Below are 21,881 nucleotides of genomic sequence, written 5' to 3' on the forward strand. Positions count from 1 at the left end.
GCAGCCGCGAGGCGTTTGCCGCATGAGCATCCCCGACATGCCTCCCGTTCCCGCCCGCGATGCTGGCGCACCCGGACCGGCGCGTCCGCGCCGGACGCGCGTCTGGCGCTGGCTGGCGTGGCTGGTGGCGGTGTTGCTCGTGCTGCTGCTGGCGGCGCTGTCGGCAGTGGCGCTGGCCCTGCGCACCGAGGCGGGTACGCGCCAGCTTTGGTCAATGGCCACGCGGCTGTCCGACGGCGTCTTGTCCGGCAAGCTGGAGGGCGGCACGGTGGCCCGGGGCCTGCGCCTGCGCGACGTAGTGTTCGCGAGCGGCGAGACACGCGTGACGGTGGACCGCCTCGATGGCGACTGGTCGTTCAACTGGTCGCCGACCCGCTTGCATGTCAAATGGCTGCGCATCGGTGCGGTGACGCTGCGTTTGCCTCCGGCCCAGCCCGGCAGCGCGCCTGCCACGCTGCCCAAGTCGCTCGAGCTGCCGCTGTCGGTGGACGTGGATACGCTCACCCTGGCACGCCTGGCCTTGCTGGAGGGGCCGGCGGCTACGCCCAGCGAGATGGTGTTTGCCGACCTGGCGGGTTCGCTGCATTCCGACGGGCAGCACCATCGCGCCAGCGTGGAACACCTGGTCACGCCGTATGGCAATCTCGCCGCCAATGCGCAGATCGCCGGCCAGGCGCCTTTCGCGTTGACCGGTGCGGGCCTGCTGGAGGGCAGCTGGGAGAAGGAGGCTTTCAGCATCAGCGCCAGCATGCGTGGCTCGCTCGCCGCCCTGCGCGCGGAAGTCGAGGCCAGCGGCGATCGAATGCGCGGCCGCGCCGGGGCCGACCTGACGCCGTTCGGCAAGGTGCCGTTCACCCATGTGGTGGTCAACGGCGAGCACATCAATCCGCGCCTGTTCAGCGCTTCGGCGCCGCAAGCCAACCTGTCCGTGCAGGCCGAGTTGCGGCCGGTGGACGGGGCGGGCGCACCGGCACCGGCACCGGCAGCGGCGGCATCCTCGCCGGCGGCTGCCAGTGCCCCGGTTGCAACGGCATCGGCGGTTCCCGCCTCCGCCGCCGGCGCAAAGCCCGCCGGCGCCACCGACGAGGCGCCCCTGCGGGTAGCGGGCGACGTGCGCATCGTCAACCATGACGCCGGCAAGCTCGACGCCGAGCGCCTGCCGGTGGAGTCGGTGCAGGGGCACATCGAGGTCAGCGAGACGGCACAGACGGTGCGCGACCTGCGCGTGGCACTGGCCGGCGGCGGCGAGATCCGTGGCGGCGGCGCGCTGCACGAGGGCCGCGGCGGCTTTGACCTCGACGTGCGCAACCTCGACCCGCAAGCCCTCTATGGCAGCCTGAAGCGCGTGCGTTTGTCCGGCCCGGTGATCCTGCGGCTGGAGCCCGGCCGCCAGAGCGCGGCGCTGGACCTTGCCGGCGGCGAGTTCAAGCTGTTCGCCGATGCGCGCCTGGACGCCGAGGCAGTGACGCTGACCGCGCTGCGCGCCGGCATCGGTTCGGGCACGCTCAACGCCGAGGGCAAGCTTTCGCTCAAGGACGGGCAGCCCTTCAGCTTCAAGGGCAAGCTCACCAACTTCGACCCCGCGCGCGTCGCCACGGTGGCGCCCGGCCGCATCAATGCCGATTTCACCGCCAGCGGGACACTTGCGCCGGAGTTGCGCGTGGGGCTCGATTTCTCGGTGCGCGACAGCGTCTATGCGGGGCTGCCCATGCGCGGCGAGGGCAAGCTGCGCCTGGCCGGCGAGCGCCTGCTGCCGAGCCAGGCCACGATTGACATGGCCGGCAACCAGGCTCAGCTCAGCGGCAGTTTCGGCGCGCGCGGCGACCGCCTGAAGCTGCATGTGGACGCGCCGCAGCTCGAGCGGCTCAAGTTCGGCGTGGCCGGCGTACTCAAGCTCGATGCCGACGTCACCGGCACCCTGGCGCGGCCGGAAATCGTGGGCACCTATAGCGCCCAGTCGCTGGTGGTGGGCCCGCACCATGTCGCCAGCGCCAGCGGCAGCGCGGAGCTGCGCGGGGGGCTGGACGGCACGCTCGCGCTCCAACTGAACGCACACGACTATCGCGGCCCGGTTGCCACGCTGCGCACGCTCGACGTGACGCTCAGCGGCACCCAGGCCAGGCACAGTTTCGAGCTGAAGACGGCCGGCGCACTGCACGACAAGCCGATGCAGCTGACGCTGGCGGGGCAGGGTGCCTGGCAGGGCCAGGCCGGCTGGAACGGCACCATCCGCACCCTGGAAGAACGCGGCACCGTCAATGTGCGGCTGATAGCGCCTGCACAGCTGCTGGTGGCCGACCAGCATGTGCGGCTGGGCGCCGCCGGCCTGCAGTTCGAGCGCGCCCGCGTCAATGTGGACAGTTTCGAGTTCGATCATGGCCGCATCCGCACGCAGGGCAACCTCGACGGCTTGCAGGTGGCAAACCTGCTGCGCCTGGCCGAGGCGCTCAGCGGCGAGGCGCCGCCGGTGCGCTCGGACCTGGTGCTGGACGGGCGCTGGAACATCACGCTGGCCGAGACCGCCTCCGGCTTCGCCGAGTTGCGCCGCCGCAGCGGCGATGTCTCAGTGAGCGCGGGTCGGGGCTTCACCACCCTGGGACTTGGCGAGAGCGCGCTGCGCGCCGAGTTTGCCGGCAGCCGCGTCAACCTGCGCGGCGGCGTCGAAGCCGCGCGCCTCGGGAAGCTGGTGGTGGACGCGTCCGCCGGACTGCTCCAGGACCAGGGCCTGATGACGGTGACGCCGGCTTCCGCGCTGGCGGGCAAGGTGTCGCTGGATGTGCCGAAGATCAAGACGCTGGAAGCATTCACCGGGCCGCAATACGCGTTCGATGGCAAGCTGGCGGCCACCCTGCAGCTTGCCGGCACGGTCGGCAACCCGTTGCTCACCGGCAATATCGACGGCAGTGGCATCGCTATCACGCTGTACGACCTGGGCATCCGCCTGACCGACGGCATCGTGCGCGTCGCGCTCGACCAGAACGCCATTGAGCTCAAGCAAGTGGAATTCCGCGGCGGCGACGGCAAGATCGTGGCCACCGGCAACGTGAAGCTGGGCGAGACCGATCCCAACCTGACCGGCAAGATCGTGGCCGACAAGCTCCAGATCTTTGCCAGCCCCGAGCGCACCCTGATCGTTTCCGGTGATGCCAGTATCGTGAACGAGAACCGCCAGATCGTGATCCGCGGCAAGTTCCGCGTGGACAGTGGCCTGTTCGACCTGCCCAAGGCCGGTGCCCCGGAGCTGGGCGACGACGTGGTGGTGGTGCGCCGCCGCGACCAGCGCGAGATCAAGACTGCCGCCACGCCCGTGCCGGAAACCAGGCCGGCCAGCCGCTTCAGCCCGCTGATCGATCTCACGCTCGACCTGGGAGACAACTTCCGCTTCCGCGGGGCCGGCGCGGACCTGCGCCTGGGAGGACAGCTCGGCATCAAGAGCGCGCCGCTGACCCCGCTGCGCGCCACCGGCACCATTCGCGTGACCGACGGTACCTATGAAGCCTTCGGGCGCAAGCTGAACATCGAGCGCGGCATCGTCAATTTCAACGGTCCGGTGGACAATCCCAACATCAATATCCGCGCCATGCGCCGCAACCAGGAGGTGGAGGCCGGCGTGGAAGTGACCGGCACGGTGCGCCTGCCGCGCGTCAGGCTGGTGTCGGAGCCGAATGTGCCGGAGGAGGATAAGCTGTCATGGCTGATGTTCGGTTATGGTGCCGAATCCGCCGCCGCCGGACAGCAGAAGCAGCTCGGTGGTGCGGCCCTGGGCGGCGCTGCGCTGGGGATGATCGGCGGGCGCGCCGGCAAGGGAATCGTGCAGCATTTCGGCATCGACGAGTTTTCCATCGGTCCGAGTACCGCGGGCCTTAACGACCAGCAGGTGGTAAGCGTGGGCAAGGCAGTGACCGAGCAGATCTCGGTGGGCTATGAGCAGAGCCTGACCAGTGCTTCCAGCGTGTTCAAGCTGACCTGGGCATTCTCGCGGCGCTGGTCCCTGGTTGCCAAGGGTGGTTCGATCAGCGGCCTCTCCCTGTTGTTCAACCGCCGCTTTGACAGTTGGGGCAATTTGTTTACCGGCGCGGGCGGCCGCGCCAGATCCGAAGGGAGCCAGACCGATGGCAGCAATGAAATCAACAGCAAGACCAGCGACGATGCCCCCCGCGGTGCCGCCTCGGATGCCGCGCCTGCGCGGCCCTGAGGGGCAACGCTATCGCCTCCCTTCAGATACTGCCGCGTCGTACCGACGCCTTGCCGCCATGGGACTGATTTCCTCCGTGCTTGCCCTGTTCGGGTGCGACCAGCAGAAGGTCGACGAAGCGATGAAGAAGGCGGGTGATGCCGCGCGCTCTACCTGGAACTCGGTCAAGCCCGATAGCCAGCTGTTCAAGGGCATCGTGGTGGGCGAGTCGGGCGAGGAGGACGTGCGGCGCCAGGCCGGGCGCCCGGAGATTGTCTGGGAAGAGGATGGGGGCGGGCGCCGCCTCGAATACCCGCGCGGGCCGGAGGGCGGCACTACCTGGATGGTGACGATCGGCGCAGACGGCAAGGTGCGCGCCATCGAGCAGGTGCTGACCGCGGAAAACTTCGCGCGCGTGCGGGCCGGAATGAGCCGCGACGACATCCGCCGCCTGCTGGGCAAGCCCACCAAGGTGGAAGCCTTCGCGCTCAAGAAGGAGGAGGTCTGGGGCTATCGCTGGTGGGAAAGCTCGCAGGAGAAGGCCTTCTTCAACGTGCATTTCGATGCCGACGGCAAGGTAACCCACACCTCGCGCAGCGACGATCCTTCCAGGATGCAGGGCGGCTAGCCCACTACGGGCAGCGGGGCTTGCTGGCGGCGCGGCGTCGATCGACGCCGGCGCCGTAGCGATATTGGCGGATCAGCGCGGGCGCGCCTCACCGCCTCGGTACATCAGCGGATACGCATGCCCGGGACCGCGCCTTCGTGCGGCTCCAGGATCCAGAGCCCGGGCGTGGCCTTCTCGTCCGCCGCAGAAGCGGCCAGCACCATGCCTTCGGACAGGCCGAACTTCATCTTGCGCGGCGCCAGGTTGGCCACCATCACGGTGAGCTTGCCCACCAGCTGTTCGGGCGTGTACGCCGACTGGATGCCGGAGAAGACGTTGCGCGTCTTGCCTTCGCCCAGGTCCAGCGTCAGCTGCAGCAGCTTGTTCGAGCCTTCCACCTTCTGGCATGCCACGATCTTGGCGACGCGCAGGTCGATCTTGGCGAAGTCGTCGATGGTGATGGTCTCGGCGATCGGCTCGATCGAGGCGGCAGCGGCGTCCGCCGTGGCGGCGGGGGCGGTGGCCTGCAGCGAATCGCGGTTGGCGGCCAGCAGGGCATCGACCTGCTTGGCATCCACGCGGGTCATCAGGTGCGAGTACGGCTGCACCGGACGCGAGGCCGACAGTTGCTTGTCGATGCCGCGCCAGTCCAGCGGCTCGATATTGAGGAATCGCTCGACGCCCGCGGCCATCTGCGGCACCACCGGCTTGAGATAGACGGTGAGCAGGCGGAAGGCTTCCAGCGAGACCGAGCAGGCGGCGTGCAGGGCGGCACGCCTGGCTTCGTCCTTGGCCAGTTCCCACGGCTTCTCGGTGTCGACGAAGGCGTTCACTGCATCGGTGAGTTCCATCACCAGGCGCAGTGCCTTGCTGTACTCGCGGCCTTCATAGAAATGCGCCACCTGCGGCGCGGCTTCACGCAGTTGCTTGAGCAGCGGGTGGGCCAGCGCGGCCTCGTCCACCACGCCATCGAAGCGCTTGACCAGGAAGCCGGCGGCGCGGCTGGCGATATTCACGTACTTGCCGATCAGGTCGCTGTTGACGCGTGCGATGAAGTCGTCGAGGTTGAGGTCGAGGTCTTCCATGCTGGCGTTGAGCTTGGCGGCAAAGTAGTAACGCAGCCACTCCGGGTTCATGCCGGTATCGACGTAGCTCTGCGCGGTGATGAAGGTGCCGCGCGACTTGCTCATCTTGGCGCCGTCGACCGTCAGGAAGCCATGCGCGAACACGTTGGTGGGCGTGCGGTAGCCCGAGAAACGCAGCATGGCCGGCCAGAACAGCGTGTGGAAATACAGGATGTCCTTGCCGATGAAGTGGTACTGCTCGGCGGTGGAATGCGGGCCTACCCAGGCGTCGAAATCGATGCCCTTCTTCTCGGCCAGGTTCTTGAAGCTGGCGTAGTAGCCGATCGGCGCATCCAGCCACACGTAGAAGTACTTGCCGGGTGCCCCGGGAATCTCGAAGCCGAAGTACGGCGCGTCACGCGAGATGTCCCAGTCCGACAGCGTCGAGGCCTCGCCTTCGGCGCCCAGCCATTCCTGCATCTTGTTGGCCGCTTCCGGCTGGGCCAGGTCGGCCACCCACTCGCGCAGGAAGGTTTCGCAGCGCGGGTCGGAGAGCTTGAAGAAGTAATGGGCGGAAGACTTGCGCACCGGCGTGGCGCCGGACACCACCGAATACGGGTTCTTGAGGTCGGTGGGCACGTAGGTGGTGCCGCAGACCTCGCAGGAGTCGCCGTACTGGTCCTTGGCGCCGCACTTCGGACACTCGCCCTTGATGAAGCGGTCCGGCAGGAACATGTTCTTGACGGGGTCGTAGAACTGCTCGACCTCGCGTTCGGCGATCAGGTCTTCGGCCTTCAGCGCCAGGTAGATCTTCTCGGAGAGCTGCTTGTTCTCGTCGGAGTCGGTGCTGTAGTAGTTGTCGAACGACACCATGAAACTGTCGAAATCGCGCTTGTGCTCGGTCCACACGCGGTCGATCAGCTGCTTGGGGGTAATGCCTTCCTTTTCGGCCCGCAGCATCACCGGGGTGCCGTGCGTGTCGTCCGCGCCGACGTAGTACACCTCGTTGCCCATCATGCGCTGGAAGCGCACCCAGATGTCGGTCTGGATGTACTCCACCAGGTGGCCGATATGGATCTGGCCGTTGGCGTATGGCAGGGCAGATGTGACGAGGATGCGACGTGCGGTCATGGAAAAATTGCCGGTCAGGAGGGGGTTGGACAGTAAGGCGGGGGCGCCGCCGCGAGAATCAGGCGGGCACCGTGAGAGGGCTATTCTAGCAAGCGGGGCAGGCAGCGCGTGCACTCCGGCAGGGCGGAGCGGGAAGAGAGTGCTGTAAGTGCCTGAAAAGGCACTGAAAAACAACTGGGCAAAAAAAGCGCCGGTTAGTACCGGCGCAGCTTTCCACAACGGAAAAGGAGGAGAAATCAGGTACCGCCCGGGAGGTCAGCCACCCATCGCGAGCCAGCAACGGTGACAAGCGGTACCTGTTTCTATGACAGCATCATCGCTGAATTGGTTTCAAATAAATTTCGACCCGGCGATTTTGTGCGCGACCCGCCTCAGTGGCGTTGTCCGCCAGGGGCTGGGTTTGCCCCCGGCCTTCAGCTGCCAGGCGGGTCCGGGCCACGCCGCGGTCACCCAGATAGGTCGCCACGCTCTGCGCGCGGCGCTGCGACAGTTGCATGTTGTAGCTGGGATTGCCCGTGCTGTCGGTATGGCCGACCACGGTGGCGGAGACGTCCTGTTGCTGGGCAAGGGTCTGCGAGACCTGGTCCAGCACCGAGCGGAACGAAGGCTTGATGGTGGCGCTGTCCGTGTCGAAGGTTACCTGGCTCGGGATATTTACCTTCAGCGAGCCATCCGGCTGCTCGGTGATCTGGGTCCCGGTGCCGGCAGTGTCCTTGTTCAGCTTGCCGCGGATCGCGTTCCAGTTGTAACCCGTAGCGCCGCCGAGTGCCCCGCCTACCGCCGCGCCGACGAGCGTGCCGGTAGTGTTGCCGCCGATCAGGTTGCCCAGGCCGGCACCGACCGCAGCGCCCACACCGGTTCCGACCGCGGTCTGTGTGCCTTGTTCTGTAGCGCAGCCGGCGGCAAGAATGGCGACAACGGCAAGGCTGGCAAGCTTGAATTTCATGCTTTCTCCTTCAGGACGGATCTTGTTGAGATGATTGTTGAAGTGGCGTGAGCTACACCACTAGAAATAACGCGGACGGCACGTGAACACAAGAGTCCGGGCGGTATTCCGCTGGCGTGCGTTCCTGGCGCACTACAATAGGGAGATGAAGCCGGGTGCACAAGTCTGTTGCTGTGACAGTTGTAAGTGCGTGTAATTCCACGCCCTCGTGAGGGGCTTGTCGTCCGCGCGCCACCCGCCGCCTGCGCTTCGCGCATACTTTGATACAGTACGCGCCTTCCCCATATTCAGTAGCGGAGATTGTCTTGAGCCTCACCGTCGACCAGGTTACCGAAGTCCTGCGCACTGTGATCGACCCCAACACGGGCCGCGATCTGGTGTCTACCCGCTCTGCCCGCAACGTTCGGGTCGAAGGCGGCGATGTGTCGCTTGAAGTCGAGCTGGGCTATCCCGGCAAGAGCCAGCTGGAACCGATCCGCAAGCAGGTGGTTGCTGCGCTGCGGCAATTGCCGGGCGTGACCAATGCCAGCGTGGCCGTCAGCATGAAGATCGTGGCGCATGCCGTACAGCGCGGCGTCAAGCTGCTGCCGGGCGTGAAGAACGTGATCGCCGTGGCGTCGGGCAAGGGCGGGGTGGGCAAGTCCACCACCGCCGTCAACCTGGCGCTGGCATTGTCCGCCGAGGGCGCCCGCGTGGGCATGCTCGACGCCGACATCTACGGTCCCAGCCTGCCGATGATGCTCGGCATCGACGGCCGCCCCGAGTCCTCCGATGGCCAGACCATGGAGCCGCTCGAAGGCCACGGCCTGCAGGCCAACTCCATCGGTTTCCTGATCGAGCAGGACAATCCCATGGTGTGGCGCGGCCCGATGGTGACCTCGGCGCTGGAGCAGTTGCTGCGCCAGACCAACTGGCACGATCTCGATTACCTGATCGTCGACATGCCGCCGGGCACCGGCGACATCCAGCTGACGCTGTCGCAGAAAGTGCCGGTTACGGGCGCGGTGATTGTCACGACGCCCCAGGACATTGCCTTGCTGGACGCCAAGAAGGGCCTGAAGATGTTCGAGAAGGTGGGGATTCCCATTCTCGGTCTTGTTGAGAACATGGCGGTCTACTGCTGCCCGAACTGCGGCCACGTCGAGCATATCTTCGGCGAAGGCGGCGGCGAGAAGATGTGCGAGGACTACGGCGTGGAGTTGCTCGGCAGCATGCCGCTGAACCGTTCGATCCGCGAGCAGGCCGACACTGGCCGCCCGACTGTGGTGTCCGACCCTGACAGCCCGATCGCCGAGCTCTACCGCGCCATGGCGCGCAAGGTGGCCGTGAAGGTGGCCGACCGTGCCCGCGACATGACCAGCAAGTTCCCCAGCATCGTGGTGCAGAACACCTGAACGCCATGGGCACGCCAGCCGACCCCGCCGCAGGCGTCCCGGCCACCGGGGCCGATGCTGTGCCCGCTGGCCGGCCCGGCGTCACCATGGCCGTGGTGATGCGCCGCGTGGCGCTGCGCAGCCCCTGGCAACCGTGGAAATGGGAACTCGACGCCGTCCTGCCCGATCTCGGCGAGTTCGGTGCCGTGCCGCACTGCCTGGCGCAGGACGAGCATGGCGCGCGCTGGCTGTATCCAGGCTACGGCGTCACGCTGTTCCGCGATGAGGCGGAGGGGTATTACCTCAACCTGACCTCCACCGCGCCCTGCTGGTTCGTGCTCTGGCGCATGGCGGAGGAGGGCGGCCAGGCCGCCGTCCCCGCATCGGACAATGGCGAGCCGTTGCCGCTGCCGGTCACCGTGACACTCTCCTACAACGAGGCCGGACGCTGGCTCGATGCCGGCGAAACGGTCGAGAATGTGCCGCTGGCGCCCGAGCAACTCGACTGGCTGCGCGCCTACGTGGCAGAGCATTACCGCCCGGAGCCCAAGAAACGCCGCCGCCCGGAATCGTTCAAGGCGCCGGAGGACCGGGCGCGCTACTGATGCAGGCTGGTACCGCATGAGCGATGACACTTTCCTGTCGCGCTGGTCACGCCGCAAGGCCGCGGCGCGCCAGGGGCAGCCGCTGGCGCCCGAGCCGGCGCCACCCGTGCCGGCCGAACCGCCAGCGCCCGCTGACCGGTTGCAGGCGGAACCTGCCGCGCCGGCCGAGCCTCTTCCCACGCTTGCCGACGCCGCCTTGCTGCAGCCGGGCGACAGCATCGCGCGATTCGTGGCGCGCGGCGTAGACGAAACCGTCAAGCGCGCCGCGCTCAAGACCTTGTTTGCGGATCCGCATTTCAATGTGATGGACGGGCTGGATATCTACATCGACGACTACAGCAAGCCCGACCCGATTCCCCTCGATGTGCTGCGGCGCATGCGCCAGTCCGAGACGCTGGGCCTGTTTGCGCCGACCGACGACGAACTGGCTGCGGCACGCGCGGCGGAGCAGGCGCTGGATGCGCCCGGCACTGCGGTGCCGGAGGCAGAGCAGGCAAGCCCGGGCCAGCCCGCCACGCCGGAGCCTCCGGATGCCGTGCCGCGTGAAATGCAGGGTCGCGCGCAAGAACATGGTGGCGATCCCACCGCGCCCATGCCAGACGATTCCGCCCCAGGCAAACACGCGTAGCCGCCGCCCCCGCAGCGGCCTACAATGGGCTTCCCCCACAATTTGCCGGCCGCAAGACGCCTTAAAAAAGGGGCAGCCACGCCGGCCAGCCGCATCGCCATGCCGACGCTGATCTGCAATTGCAACGACACCATGCCGCTTGACGGGGCGGCGCTGTCGGGCAATGGTTCCACCCCCGCAAGCGGCACCAGGCCGCCGCTCAAGGTGCACCACCTGCTGTGCCGCCGCGAGATCGGCGACTTCACCGCCGCGCTCGATGGCACGGACGATGTCATCGTGGCCTGCACGCAGGAGCGCGCCTTGTTCACCGAGGTAGCTGGCCGGCGCCAGGCCGAAGGCACCATGACGGCACCGGTGCGCTTCGTCAATATCCGGGAAACCGGCGGATGGTCGCAGGGGGCGCGGCGCGATCCCAAGACTGCCAACGCCAAGATCGCCGCGCTGCTGGCCGCTGCCGCGCTACCCGATCCGGAGCCGGTGCCCGTGGTGGACTACCACTCGGGCGGCGCCGTGCTGGTGCTCGGCCCGGCCGCCCGTGCCATGCCCTGGGCCGGCAAGCTGGCCGAATCCGGCATGGAAGTGTCGGTGCTGCTGGGCGGCACCGGCGAGGCCATGGGCGCAGCCACTCAACCCGCCTCGCGGGACTTCCCGGTGCACAGCGGCAAGCTGGTCAGGCTCGGCGGCTGGCTCGGCGCCTTCGAGGCAAGCTGGGAGACCGGCGCGGGGCGCGGCAACCCGATCGACTTGGATCTCTGCACGCGCTGTAACGCCTGCATCGAGGCGTGCCCCGAGGACGCCATCGATTTCAGCTACCAGATCGACCTGGACCGTTGCCGCTCCCACCGCGCCTGCGTGAAGGCTTGCGGGGCCGCCGCCGCGATCGATTTCGATCGTCCCGTCAAGACCGCCACCGAGCGTTTCGACCTGGTGTTCGATCTGGCCGATACGCCGGCCTTCACCATGCACTCGCCGCCGCAAGGCTACCTCTACGCCGGCGCGGATCCGGTGCGCCAGCAGGCGCAGGCACTGGCTCTGGTCCAGATGGTGGGCGAGTTCGAGAAGCCAAAGTTCTTCCAGTACAAGGAGAAAATCTGCGCGCACGGCCGCAACCAGACCACAGGCTGCACGGCCTGCATCGATATCTGTTCCACCGAGGCGATCCGCTCGCAATGGCATGACGGGCGCGGCCGTATCGAGGTCACGCCCAACCTGTGCATGGGCTGCGGTGCCTGCACGACGGTGTGCCCGACCGGTGCCATCAGCTACGCTTACCCCAAGCCGGACTATCTCGGCGAGCGCTTGCGCACGCTGGTTTCGGCCTACCGCGCTGCAGGTGGCCGCGACGCCGTACTGCTGCTGCACGGCGAGGAATACGGTAACGCGCCCATCCTGGCGCTTGGCCGCGCCGCGCGTGCCGGCCAGGCGAGCGGCATGCCGCCCAATGTGATACCGGTGGCGCTGTTCCATCCGGCCGCGAGCGGACTTGAGTTGTGGTTATCGGCCATTTGCTGGGGCGCCAGCCGCGTCGCGGTGATGTTCACGGGCGACGAAGCGCCGCAATATCGCACGGCGCTGGTAGAGCAGATGGCGGTAGGGCAGGCGATTCTCGCGGGCCTTGGCTATGAGGGCGAATGCCTGTCGCTGGTGGATGGCCCTGATGCGGCCACGCTGGATGCGCAATTGGCGCAACTGACGCAATCGAGCAGCCGGCCGGCGCTCCCGCCGGCGCTGTTCCATGCCGCGGCGGCCAAACGCGAGACGCTGGATTTCGCGCTCGACTACCTGGTGCGCAACGCGCCGCGCTCTCAGGCCAGCGTGCCGCTGCCGGCCGGGGCGCCGTTGGGTGCGGTAGCTGTCGATACCACGCGCTGCACGCTTTGCATGGCCTGCGTCGGTGCTTGTCCCTCGCAGGCCTTGCGCGATAATCCCGAGCGTCCGGTGCTTGGCTTCCTGGAACGCAACTGCGTACAGTGCGGCCTGTGCGAAAGCACCTGCCCGGAAGATGCCATCACCCTGGTGCCGCGGCTGCTGACCGGCGAGGACGCGCGCCGCACGGTAACACTGGCCGAAACCCAGCCCTTCCATTGCATCCGCTGCGCCAAGCCGTTTGGCACCGCGCAGATGGTGCATGCCATGCTGGCCAGGCTCGCGGACCACCCCGCGTTCGCCGGCGAGGCTGCCGAACGCCTGAAGATGTGTGGCGACTGCCGCGTCGTCGATATGATGGAAAAGAGCAGCGGCACCCCAAGCGGTACCGTGGTGCAGTAGTGCAGCCGGTGGGACGCAAGGCACGCTTGCGCCGGCCAAATCCGCAATCCGATCTCCCGGTACCCTTGAGAACCATCACGAAATGACAGATTTCCAGCCCATCCAGCTGATCCCCCCGGTTATCGAAGCCACTGCCAATGCCGAGGACACCGCCCGCGCGGACCTGTACGGCTTGCTGGCCACGCTGTTGTATCGCGCGCCCGACGCCGCGCTGCTGCACCATATTGCCGCCAACCGTGCCATTGGCGAAGACGCCGCGACCACGCTGGGCGAAGCCTGGAATGGTTTGTGCGACGCAGCATCGATCGCGACGGCCGCCGAGACGGCCGACGAGTACCAGGAATTGTTCATCGGCGTGGGCAAGCCGGAAGTCCTCCTCTACGGCTCCTACTACCAGACCGGTTTCCTCAACGAACGCCCGGTGGTGGCGCTGCGAGACGACCTGGCACGCTATGGCCTGGTGCGCCAGGACAATGTCAGCGAGACAGAGGACCATATCGCCACGCTGTGCGAAGTGATGCGTTTCCTGGTGGCGGGCGAGGATGCGGGAGTTTCCAATCTCGCAGAGCAGCAACACTTCTTTGCGCGCCATGTTCAGCCATGGGTGGAAACGCTATGCGATGCCATGGCGGCGCATCCGCAAGCCCGTTTCTATGTACAGGTAGCCGCTTTGCTGAAAGCCTTCATTGCAGTCGAGGCGATCGCGCTCGACATGCGCTGAGCCTTTAAGGCGGATCGCCGGGATCGCCGGGATCGCCGGAAGGAGGCGGCCTCGTCCGCAACCTTGTTTCAAACAAACCGGGCATGGCATTTTTTAAAGGCAGGTATCAGTAAAAACCCGCGTATTGCATGGTTTTTCAGCACATATCAATCTAAAATAGACAAAAGAATACATAACTGGATTGGTTATCGGCTTTAATCCGCCGAGGAGCCCCACATGAAAGACAAGCAGCCCAGGGTCGCACGCCGTACTTTCCTCGCCGGCACGGGGGTCATTGCCGCAGCCGGCGCGGCCGCTGCGCTGACCGCGCGCGGCCCGGCCATGCCCACGCAGGCCGCGGCCATTCCGGATGTCACGCCCGGCGACGGCGAGGGCTACCGGGTTACCGAACACATTCGCAAGTACTACCGGACAACGCTGGTGTGAGCCGTGTCGCGCCTTGTGCGCGCCCGTTCGACCTCGTTTCCATCCAGGGGTGATACATGATCTTGACCCGCAAGCGCGCGGCGCAGGGCAGCGCATCCTCGCAACTGGCCGGCACCGTGGCCGGGCATGCCACCGGCAGGCTATCCGACCGTCTGGCCGCCGGCCTGGCCGGCGCGATGCCCACCATGGACCGCCGCAGTTTCCTCAAGCGCTCCGGCATCGGGGTGGGGGCGGGTCTGGCGGCCTCGCAACTGACGCTGTTGCGCCATGCGGACGCCGCGGATGCGCCGGGGGGCGGCGGCGAGGGTAAGAGCAATATCGTGGTGCGCCGCACCGTCTGCGGCCATTGCTCGGTGGGTTGCGCGGTCGATGCGGTGGTGCAGAACGGCGTATGGGTACGCCAGGATCCGGTCTTCGATTCGCCGATCAATATGGGCGCGCACTGCGCCAAGGGCGCCGCGCTGCGCGAGCACGGCCATGGCGAGTATCGCCTGAAGTACCCGATGAAGCTGGTGAACGGCAAGTACCAGCGCATCGGCTGGGACCAGGCGCTCGACGAGATCTCCGCCAGGATGAAGGAGATCCGCCAGCAGACCGGGCCGGACTCGATGTTCTTCGTCGGCTCCTCCAAGCACAGCAACGAGGGCGCTTACCTGCTGCGCAAGTGGGTGTCGTTCTTCGGCACCAACAACACCGACCACCAGGCTCGCATCTGCCACTCCACCACGGTGGCCGGCGTGGCGAATACCTGGGGCTACGGTGCGATGACCAACTCGTACAACGATATGCAGAACGCCAGGGCGGCGCTGTATATCGGCTCCAACGCGGCCGAGGCGCACCCGGTATCGATGCTGCACCTGCTGCACGCGAAGGAGAACGGCTGCAAGGTGATCGTGGTCGATCCGCGCTATACACGCACGGCGGCCAAGTCCGATTACTACGTGCGCATCCGTTCCGGCACCGACATCGCCTTCCTGTTCGGCGTGCTGTACCACATCTTCAGGAACGGCTGGGAAGACCCGAAGTATCTCAACGACCGCGTCTACGGCATGGACAAGGTCAAGGAGGAAGTCCTCGCCAAGTGGACGCCGGACAAGGTCGAGGAAGTCTGCGGCGTGCCCGAGGCCCAGGTCCACCAGGTTGCCGAGATCATGGCCAAGAACCGCCCCAGCACGCTGGTGTGGTGCATGGGCCAGACCCAGCACACCATCGGCAACGCGATCGTGCGGGCCTCCTGCCTGGTGCAGCTGGCGCTGGGCAATATCGGCGTGTCGGGCGGCGGCGCGAATATCTTCCGCGGCCACGACAACGTGCAGGGCGCCACCGACGTGGGCCCCAACCCCGATTCGCTGCCGGGCTACTACGGCCTGGCCACCGGCGCGTGGAAGCATTTCGCAGCGGTGTGGGGCGTGGATTACGAATGGATCAAGAAACAGTACGCCTCGCAGGCGATGATGGAGAAGTCTGGCACCACCGTATCGCGATGGATCGATATCGTCACCGAGAAGCCCGACCTGATCGACCAGGACAACAACGTCCGCGGCGTGTTCTTCTGGGGCCACGCACCCAACTCGCAGACGCGCGGGCTGGAGATGAAGAAGGCCCTCGACAAGCTCGACCTGCTGGTGATCATCGACCCCTATCCGTCGGCCACCGCGGCGATGGCCAATATGCCGCCGGCCGAAGGCGACAAGGTCAACCCGAACCGAGCGGTCTACCTGCTCCCGGCCTGCACGCAATTCGAGACATCCGGGACCTGCACGGCCTCCAACCGCTCGCTGCAATGGCGCGAGAAGGTGATCGAGCCGCTATTCGAGTCCATGCCGGACCACACCATCATGCAGGCCTTCGCCGATCGCCTGGGGTTTGGCAAGGAACTGTCGAAGAACTTCAAGCTGCTCGAGGTCAAGCGCGCGGGGCGTACCTGGATGGAGCCGGAGCCCGAGTCCATCCTGCGCGAGATCAACGCCAGCAACTGGACCATCGGCTATACCGGGCAATCGCCCGAGCGGCTCAAGTCGCATATGCGCAATATGCAGATGTTCGATGTGCGCACGCTGCGCTGCAAGGGCGGCAAGGATCCGTTGACCGGCTACGACCTGACGGGCGATTATTTCGGCCTGCCGTGGCCCTGCTACGGCACGCCGGAGCTCAAGCACCCGGGATCGCCCAACCTGTACGACACCAGCAAGCACGTCATGGACGGCGGCGGCAACTTCCGCGCCAACTTCGGCGTGGAGCGCGATGGCGTCAGCCTGCTTGCCGAGGATGGCTCATGCTCCAAGGGCGCGGACATCACCACCGGCTATCCCGAGTTCGATCATGTGCTGCTGAAGAAGCTGGGCTGGTGGGATGAGCTGACCGACGCGGAGAAGCAGAAGGCCGAGGGCAAGAACTGGAAGACCGACCTGTCCGGCGGCATCCAGCGCGTGGTGCTGAAGAACCATGGCTGCCACCCATTTGGCAACGCCAAGGCGCGCGCCATCGTGTGGAACTTCCCCGACCCGATTCCGCAGCACCGCGAGCCGCTGTATTCCACGCGGCCCGAGATGGTCGCCAAGTACCCGACGCACGACGACAAGATGGCGTTCTGGCGGCTGCCCACGCTGTACAAGTCACTGCAGCAGCGCAATATCGATAACAAGCTCTATGAGAAGTTTCCCATCATCCTCACCTCGGGCCGCCTGGTCGAGTACGAGGGCGGTGGCGAGGAAACGCGTTCCAATCCGTGGCTGGCCGAACTGCAGCAGGAGAACTTCGTCGAGATCAACCCGCGCGCGGCTTCCGAGCGCGGCATCCGCAATGGCGACTTCTGCTGGGTCAGCACCCCCCCCGGCGCGCGCATCAAGGTGCGTGCCCTGGTGACGGAGCGCGTCGGCGTGGATACCGCCTTCATCCCGTTCCACTTCTCGGGCTGGTGGCAGGGCAAGGACCTCAAGGACTACTACCCCGAGGGCGCGATGCCGATCGTGCGCGGCGAGGCGGTCAACACCGCCACCACCTACGGCTATGACGCGGTGACGATGATGCAGGAAACCAAGACCACGATCTGCCAGATCGAACGGTTCGCCTGATTGCGACAGAGACTGAGATCAAGGGCAAGGAACGACCATGGCACGCATGAAATTCATCTGTGACGCCGAGCGATGCATCGAATGCAATAGCTGCGTCACCGCCTGCAAGAACGAGCACGAAGTGCCGTGGGGCGTCAACCGGCGCCGCGTGGTGACCGTCAACGACGGCATCGTCGGCGCCGAGAAGTCCATCTCGGTGGCCTGCATGCATTGCTCGGACGCGCCCTGCATGGCGGTTTGCCCGGTCGACTGCTTCTACCGCACCGACGACGGCGTGGTGCTGCACGACAAGGACGTCTGCATCGGCTGCGGCTACTGCTCCTACGCCTGCCCGTTCGGCGCGCCCCAGTTCCCCGGCGCCGGGACTTTCGGCGTGCGCGGCAAGATGGACAAGTGCACCTTCTGCGCGGGCGGCCCGGAGAAGAACGGCAGCGAGGAAGAGTTCGAGAAGTACGGCCGCAACCGCCTGGCCGAAGGCAAGCTGCCGCTGTGCGCGGAAATGTGCTCGACCAAGGCCCTGCTGGGCGGCGACGGCGACGTGATCGCCGACATCCTGCGCAACCGCGTGATCAAGCGCGGCAAGGGCGGCGATGTGTTCGGCTGGGGGACGGCCTATGGCAACAAGGGCGCCGCGCAGGGAGCCCCGGCCGCGCCCGCGGCACCGCCTGCCGCACCAGCCGCGTCCGGAGCGCAGCCATCATGATCCGCCTGCTCATGATCCTGCTGGCCGCCGGCAGCACCGCGCTGGCCGCATGCGGCGAACGCCCGCAGACATCCACCGCGGCGCACAAGAAGTCCGACGCGCCGGCTTACGAGGGCGCGCCGGGCGATCCCTTCGTGGCCAAGGGCTGGACGCCGGGCGACAAGACTAGCTGGCAGAACCAGATCCACGAGCGCAACCAGAACCAGAACGAATACAACCGCACGCCATGACCCCGGCAACGCGAACCCCGGCCGAGCCGATGGAGGGCATATGAAGCCGACGCTCAATCCTGGCTGGTTCCGCTACCTGGCGGGAGTGGCCTGCACGCTGGCCTTGCTGGCGCCGCTTGGCGCCGCGCGGGCCCAGGCGTCGGCGCCACAGGCCACGCCCGCCACGCCTGCCGCCGCCGTGACTGCCGACGCGAACAATCCGGCCACGCACCCGGTCCAGCCCTTCGCGGGCATCGCGTCGGAGAACATCTTCAATGTGCCCAAGCGCGATATCGCCGCCGAGGCGCAGGCCCAGCAGGCGCGCATGCAATCGCAGCCCGGCAATAACGCGCCGGTGTGGCGCGAGGTGAATTCCGACCAGGCGCACTACAGCAGCCTGCCCGCCAAGGAGGCCGGCGTGCTGATCAAGCGCACCGGCCAGAAGTGGCGGCTGTTCCGCAACGGCGTGATCACGGTCTGGGGTGGCTGGCTGATCGTCGCCGTGCCCGCCGCGATCCTGGCCTTCTTTTTCTGGCGCGGCACCATCCCGCTCAGGACGCCGCGTACCGGCCGCATGATCCAGCGCTTCACGCCGCTGGAGCGCGTGGTGCACTGGACCATGGCGATCTCATTCGTCACGCTGGCGGTTTCGGGCATCGTCATGCTGTTCGGCAAGCATTTCCTGCTGCCGCTGATGGGCCACACCTTGTTCGGCTGGCTGACGTACCTGCTGAAGAACGTCCACAACATCGTCGGGCCGGTCTTCACGCTGGCGGTGATCGTCGGCTTTGTGATCTTCGTGCGCGACAACCTGCCCGCCCGCGAGGACTGGCAGTGGCTCGCCAAGCTGGGCGGGCTCGTTTCCGGCAAGCATGTGCCAAGCGGGCGCTTCAACGCTGGCGAGAAGGCCTGGTTCTGGGGTGGGCTGGTGCTGTTCGGCCTGATCCTGTCCGCCTCAGGCTGGGTGCTCGACATGATCGTGCCTGGCATGGATTTCTACCGTGCCACCATGCAGATCGCCAATGTGATCCATGGCGTCGCGGCGGTGCTGATGATGGCGATGGCCTGCGGCCATATCTACATGGGCACCATCGGCATGGAAGGCGCCTACCGCGCCATGCGCGACGGCTGGGTCGACGAAGCCTGGGCCAAGGAGCATCACGAACTCTGGTACGACGATATCAAGTCCGGCAAGATCCCGGCGCAGCGGGCGGCCGAGCCGCAACCCGGCGAGCGTGCCGGTGGCCGGGCCAGCACCGGCGAAGCCTGAGCGAACGCGGCGCCGCGCCACAGAAACCGAGGAAGAGGAATCAGACCGATGAAACGCATCCTGCTGCTGCTCGCCCTCGCACTTGGCGGCACGGGCGCCCTGGCCAAGCTGCCGCCCCCTACCGAAGCGCAAAAACTCAAGGCCGACGAGGCCAAGGCACGTGCAGCCTGGGCCGACAAGGTGGCCGCCTACCAGCTCTGTCGTTCACAAGACAAGACGGCTGCGTACTATTTCAACGATATGAAAGCCAAGGGCAAAGAAGTACCGGCCGGCGCGTCAGCCCCGCCGTGTGCCGATCCCGGACCCTTTGTGGCGGCAGCGCCCGCCACCGGCGAAGCCGCTGCTACCGCCGGCGGCCCTTCCACCGCCCCTGTCGCGGCACCTTCAGATCACAAACCGGCCGCAGCGCCGGGCACCGGGGCGGTACAATCGCCCCGGACATCACCGTGAGAGGAGGTTCGGCATGAAGCATGTACGCGTACTTTTCGGCCTGGCGGTAGCGGGAACCCTGGCAGGCGGCCTGGCCGGCTGCGCCGGCACGGGAATGGGAGATGGTTCGGACACCGCCGTCGCCGCGCTGGCCTCCAAGAGCGGCACCGCGACGCAGGGCAGCGTGACATTCACCCAGCGCGGCAACACGGTGCTGGTCAAAGTCGATGTGACGGGCTTGCCACCCAATACCGAACATGGTTTCCACGTGCACGAGAAGGGTGACTGCTCCACGCCCGACGCCATGAGCGCCGGCGGTCACTTCAACCCGACGGCCAAGCCGCATGGATCGATGTCGATGCCCGACCATCATGCCGGCGATATCAACAACCTCAAGGCCGACGCCAGCGGGCGCGCCCAGGCCAGCTTCGAGCTGGCCGACGTGACCGTGGCCCCCGGCCCGAACAGCGTGGTGGGCCGCGCGGTGGTCGTGCATAAGGACCCGGACGACTACAAGACCCAGCCTACCGGCAACTCCGGCGGCCGCATCGCCTGCGGCGTGATCGCCAAGTCCTGACGGACGGGGCAGGGCAGCGCCGCCCGGTCGCGCTGCCCGTCCATTTTCCCCTACCCATGCCCCTGCGTCCCGAACTCACCCATGCTTGCGTTCCCCTCATCGAAGAAGTCGAGGTGGTCGATGAGCAGGGGCGCGTGCGGCCGGCCTTCCTGCCGGGCGAGCGTCCGCTCACGGTCTACCTGGACAAGCGGGAGCTGGTGACGCTGATGACGCTGGGCGGTGCGCCCGAGGCACTGGTGCTGGGCTACCTGCGCAACCAGCGCCTGGTCGAGTCGATCGAGGATATCGCCGCGATCCAGGTCGACTGGGAAACCGAATCCGCTGCCGTCACGACCCGCACGGGCGTGGACCGTATCGAGGAGCGCACCTCCCGCCGCGTGGTGACCACCGGCTGCGGCCAGGGCACGGTGTTCGGCTCGCTGCTGGACGAGGTCGACAACATCCGCCTGCCGGACGACGCCACCCTGGACCAGGAAACGCTCTACAGCATCGTCGATACCATCCGGCTGCAGCAGTCGGTCTACAAGCAGGCTGGCTCGGTGCATGGCTGTGCGCTGTTCCGCGGGCGCGAGCTGCTGATGTTCATCGAGGACGTGGGCCGGCACAACGCCGTGGATGCCATCGCCGGCCTGATGTGGCTGGAGGATATGAGTGGCGCCGACAAGGTTTTCTACACCACCGGCCGGCTGACCTCCGAGATGGTGATCAAGGGTGCCCAGATGGGCATTCCCTTCCTGCTGTCGCGCTCGGGCGTGACCCAGATGGGCTACCAGATGGCCCAGCGCGTCAACCTGGCCCTGTTCGCGCGGTGCACCGGACGCCATTTCCTGCTCTATACCGGCCGTGAGCGCTTCCGGCACCAGTTGCCGGAGCAGGCCACCGCCTGAGGCGGGGCTCCGGGCCGCCTGGCCCGGCCATGTGCCGGGGGGCGGGTGCTATTGCGGCGGGGGCGCCGGTTTTTGGTTGTACAATGCGGCCCATCGCAAGGCCCCGGCAGGTCCGGCGCGCCTGTGAGCAAATGCGAGCAGTGTTCTCGGTCAGTCCTGACCGCGCCCGAGCCTGCCCTCATTTGTTCATCCCGATACCCCTATGAGCATCAAATCCGATAAGTGGATCCGCCGCATGGCGGAACAGCACGGCATGATCGAGCCGTTCGAGCCCGGCCAGGTACGGGAGGAAGACGGCCGCAAGATCGTGTCGTACGGCACCTCGAGCTACGGCTACGATATCCGCTGCGCCGACGAATTCAAGATATTCACCAATATCAACAGCACCATCGTCGACCCCAAGAACTTCGACGAGAAGTCCTTTGTCGACTTCAAGGGCGATGTCTGCATCATCCCGCCGAACTCCTTCGCGCTGGCCCGCACGATGGAGTATTTCCGCATTCCGCGCAGCGTGCTGACCATCTGCCTGGGCAAGAGCACCTACGCGCGTTGCGGCATCATCGTCAACGTGACCCCGTTCGAACCGGAATGGGAAGGATATGTGACGCTGGAGTTCTCGAACACCACGCCGCTGCCTGCCAAGATTTACGCCGGCGAAGGCTGTGCGCAGGTGCTGTTCTTCGAAAGCGATGAGATCTGCGAGACTTCCTACCGCGATCGCGGCGGGAAGTACCAGGGTCAGCAGGGCGTCACACTGCCGAAAACCTGATCGCATACAATGCGCGCGTT

General features: G+C 66.5%; 18 protein-coding genes. 16 read left to right on the forward strand and 2 right to left on the reverse strand.

Annotated elements, in window-relative coordinates; all coding sequences use genetic code 11:
* Positions 1-22 precede the first annotated feature (22 nt).
* Together CF70_RS10110 and bamE are read left to right on the forward strand one after the other, a co-directional pair.
* Complete coding sequence (locus tag CF70_RS10110) at positions 23-4,195, forward strand: translocation/assembly module TamB domain-containing protein (RefSeq protein ID WP_035863731.1); 4,173 nt, start codon at positions 23-25, stop codon at positions 4,193-4,195.
* A gap of 58 nt (positions 4,196-4,253) precedes the next feature.
* Positions 4,254-4,802 (forward strand): outer membrane protein assembly factor BamE domain-containing protein, encoded by a 549-nt coding sequence (gene bamE / locus CF70_RS10115; protein WP_035863732.1) that lies wholly within the window; start codon positions 4,254-4,256, stop codon positions 4,800-4,802.
* A gap of 104 nt (positions 4,803-4,906) precedes the next feature.
* Here bamE and metG read toward each other — a convergent pair whose 3' ends face one another.
* Positions 4,907-6,976 (reverse strand): methionine--tRNA ligase, encoded by a 2,070-nt coding sequence (metG, locus tag CF70_RS10120; protein ID WP_035863734.1) that lies wholly within the window; start codon positions 6,974-6,976, stop codon positions 4,907-4,909.
* 313 nt (positions 6,977-7,289) lie between these two features.
* Complete coding sequence (locus CF70_RS10125) at positions 7,290-7,922, reverse strand: OmpA family protein (protein ID WP_035863736.1); 633 nt, start codon at positions 7,920-7,922, stop codon at positions 7,290-7,292.
* A gap of 305 nt (positions 7,923-8,227) precedes the next feature.
* Between CF70_RS10125 and apbC the strand changes: the two genes are divergently transcribed.
* From apbC to dcd, 14 genes are all read left to right on the forward strand, one after another.
* Positions 8,228-9,316, forward strand: a complete 1,089-nt coding sequence (apbC, locus tag CF70_RS10130) for an iron-sulfur cluster carrier protein ApbC (RefSeq protein WP_035863737.1) — start codon at positions 8,228-8,230, stop codon at positions 9,314-9,316.
* A 5-nt stretch (positions 9,317-9,321) separates the two neighbouring features.
* Positions 9,322-9,900, forward strand: coding sequence for a DUF3305 domain-containing protein (locus CF70_RS10135; RefSeq protein ID WP_035863740.1), 579 nt, complete (start codon positions 9,322-9,324; stop codon positions 9,898-9,900).
* Positions 9,901-9,916: 16 nt separating this feature from the next.
* Complete coding sequence (locus tag CF70_RS10140; RefSeq protein ID WP_035863742.1) at positions 9,917-10,528, forward strand: DUF3306 domain-containing protein; 612 nt, start codon at positions 9,917-9,919, stop codon at positions 10,526-10,528.
* Between the two features lie 99 nt (positions 10,529-10,627).
* A complete protein-coding gene (locus CF70_RS10145) occupies positions 10,628-12,796 on the forward strand; it encodes a 4Fe-4S binding protein (protein ID WP_035863744.1) in 2,169 nt (722 codons plus the stop codon).
* Between the two features lie 82 nt (positions 12,797-12,878).
* Entirely contained in the window at positions 12,879-13,517 is a 639-nt protein-coding gene (locus CF70_RS10150; RefSeq protein ID WP_035863747.1) for a TorD/DmsD family molecular chaperone, read from the forward strand.
* Between the two features lie 216 nt (positions 13,518-13,733).
* Positions 13,734-13,943: a formate dehydrogenase gene (locus tag CF70_RS10155; protein ID WP_035863749.1), complete on the forward strand. Its 210-nt coding sequence runs from the start codon at positions 13,734-13,736 to the stop codon at positions 13,941-13,943.
* A gap of 56 nt (positions 13,944-13,999) precedes the next feature.
* The gene (locus CF70_RS10160) at positions 14,000-17,017 is read left to right on the forward strand and encodes a molybdopterin-dependent oxidoreductase (RefSeq protein ID WP_035863752.1); all 3,018 of its coding nucleotides are present in this window, start codon (positions 14,000-14,002) and stop codon (positions 17,015-17,017) included.
* 37 nt (positions 17,018-17,054) lie between these two features.
* Positions 17,055-17,720 carry a formate dehydrogenase FDH3 subunit beta gene (gene fdh3B / locus CF70_RS10165; protein WP_035863754.1) on the forward strand — a complete coding sequence of 222 codons (666 nt, stop codon included), beginning with the start codon at positions 17,055-17,057 and terminating at the stop codon, positions 17,718-17,720.
* Positions 17,717-17,950 carry a hypothetical protein gene (locus CF70_RS10170; protein WP_035863756.1) on the forward strand — a complete coding sequence of 78 codons (234 nt, stop codon included), beginning with the start codon at positions 17,717-17,719 and terminating at the stop codon, positions 17,948-17,950. The genes fdh3B and CF70_RS10170 overlap by 4 nt, the downstream gene beginning before the upstream one ends.
* 40 nt (positions 17,951-17,990) lie before the next feature.
* Positions 17,991-19,199, forward strand: a complete 1,209-nt coding sequence (locus CF70_RS10175; RefSeq protein WP_035863758.1) for a formate dehydrogenase subunit gamma — start codon at positions 17,991-17,993, stop codon at positions 19,197-19,199.
* A gap of 48 nt (positions 19,200-19,247) precedes the next feature.
* Entirely contained in the window at positions 19,248-19,649 is a 402-nt protein-coding gene (locus CF70_RS10180; protein WP_035863759.1) for a hypothetical protein, read from the forward strand.
* A gap of 13 nt (positions 19,650-19,662) precedes the next feature.
* Entirely contained in the window at positions 19,663-20,205 is a 543-nt protein-coding gene (locus CF70_RS10185; RefSeq protein ID WP_035863760.1) for a superoxide dismutase family protein, read from the forward strand.
* A gap of 56 nt (positions 20,206-20,261) precedes the next feature.
* Positions 20,262-21,092 (forward strand): formate dehydrogenase accessory sulfurtransferase FdhD, encoded by an 831-nt coding sequence (locus CF70_RS10190; protein ID WP_035863762.1) that lies wholly within the window; start codon positions 20,262-20,264, stop codon positions 21,090-21,092.
* A 202-nt stretch (positions 21,093-21,294) separates the two neighbouring features.
* Positions 21,295-21,861, forward strand: coding sequence for a dCTP deaminase (gene dcd / locus CF70_RS10195; protein ID WP_017230746.1), 567 nt, complete (start codon positions 21,295-21,297; stop codon positions 21,859-21,861).
* Positions 21,862-21,881: the final 20 nt, after the last annotated feature.

Origin of the sequence: Cupriavidus sp. SK-3 (genome assembly GCF_000611145.1) — a bacterium.
Taxonomy (GTDB): domain Bacteria; phylum Pseudomonadota; class Gammaproteobacteria; order Burkholderiales; family Burkholderiaceae; genus Cupriavidus.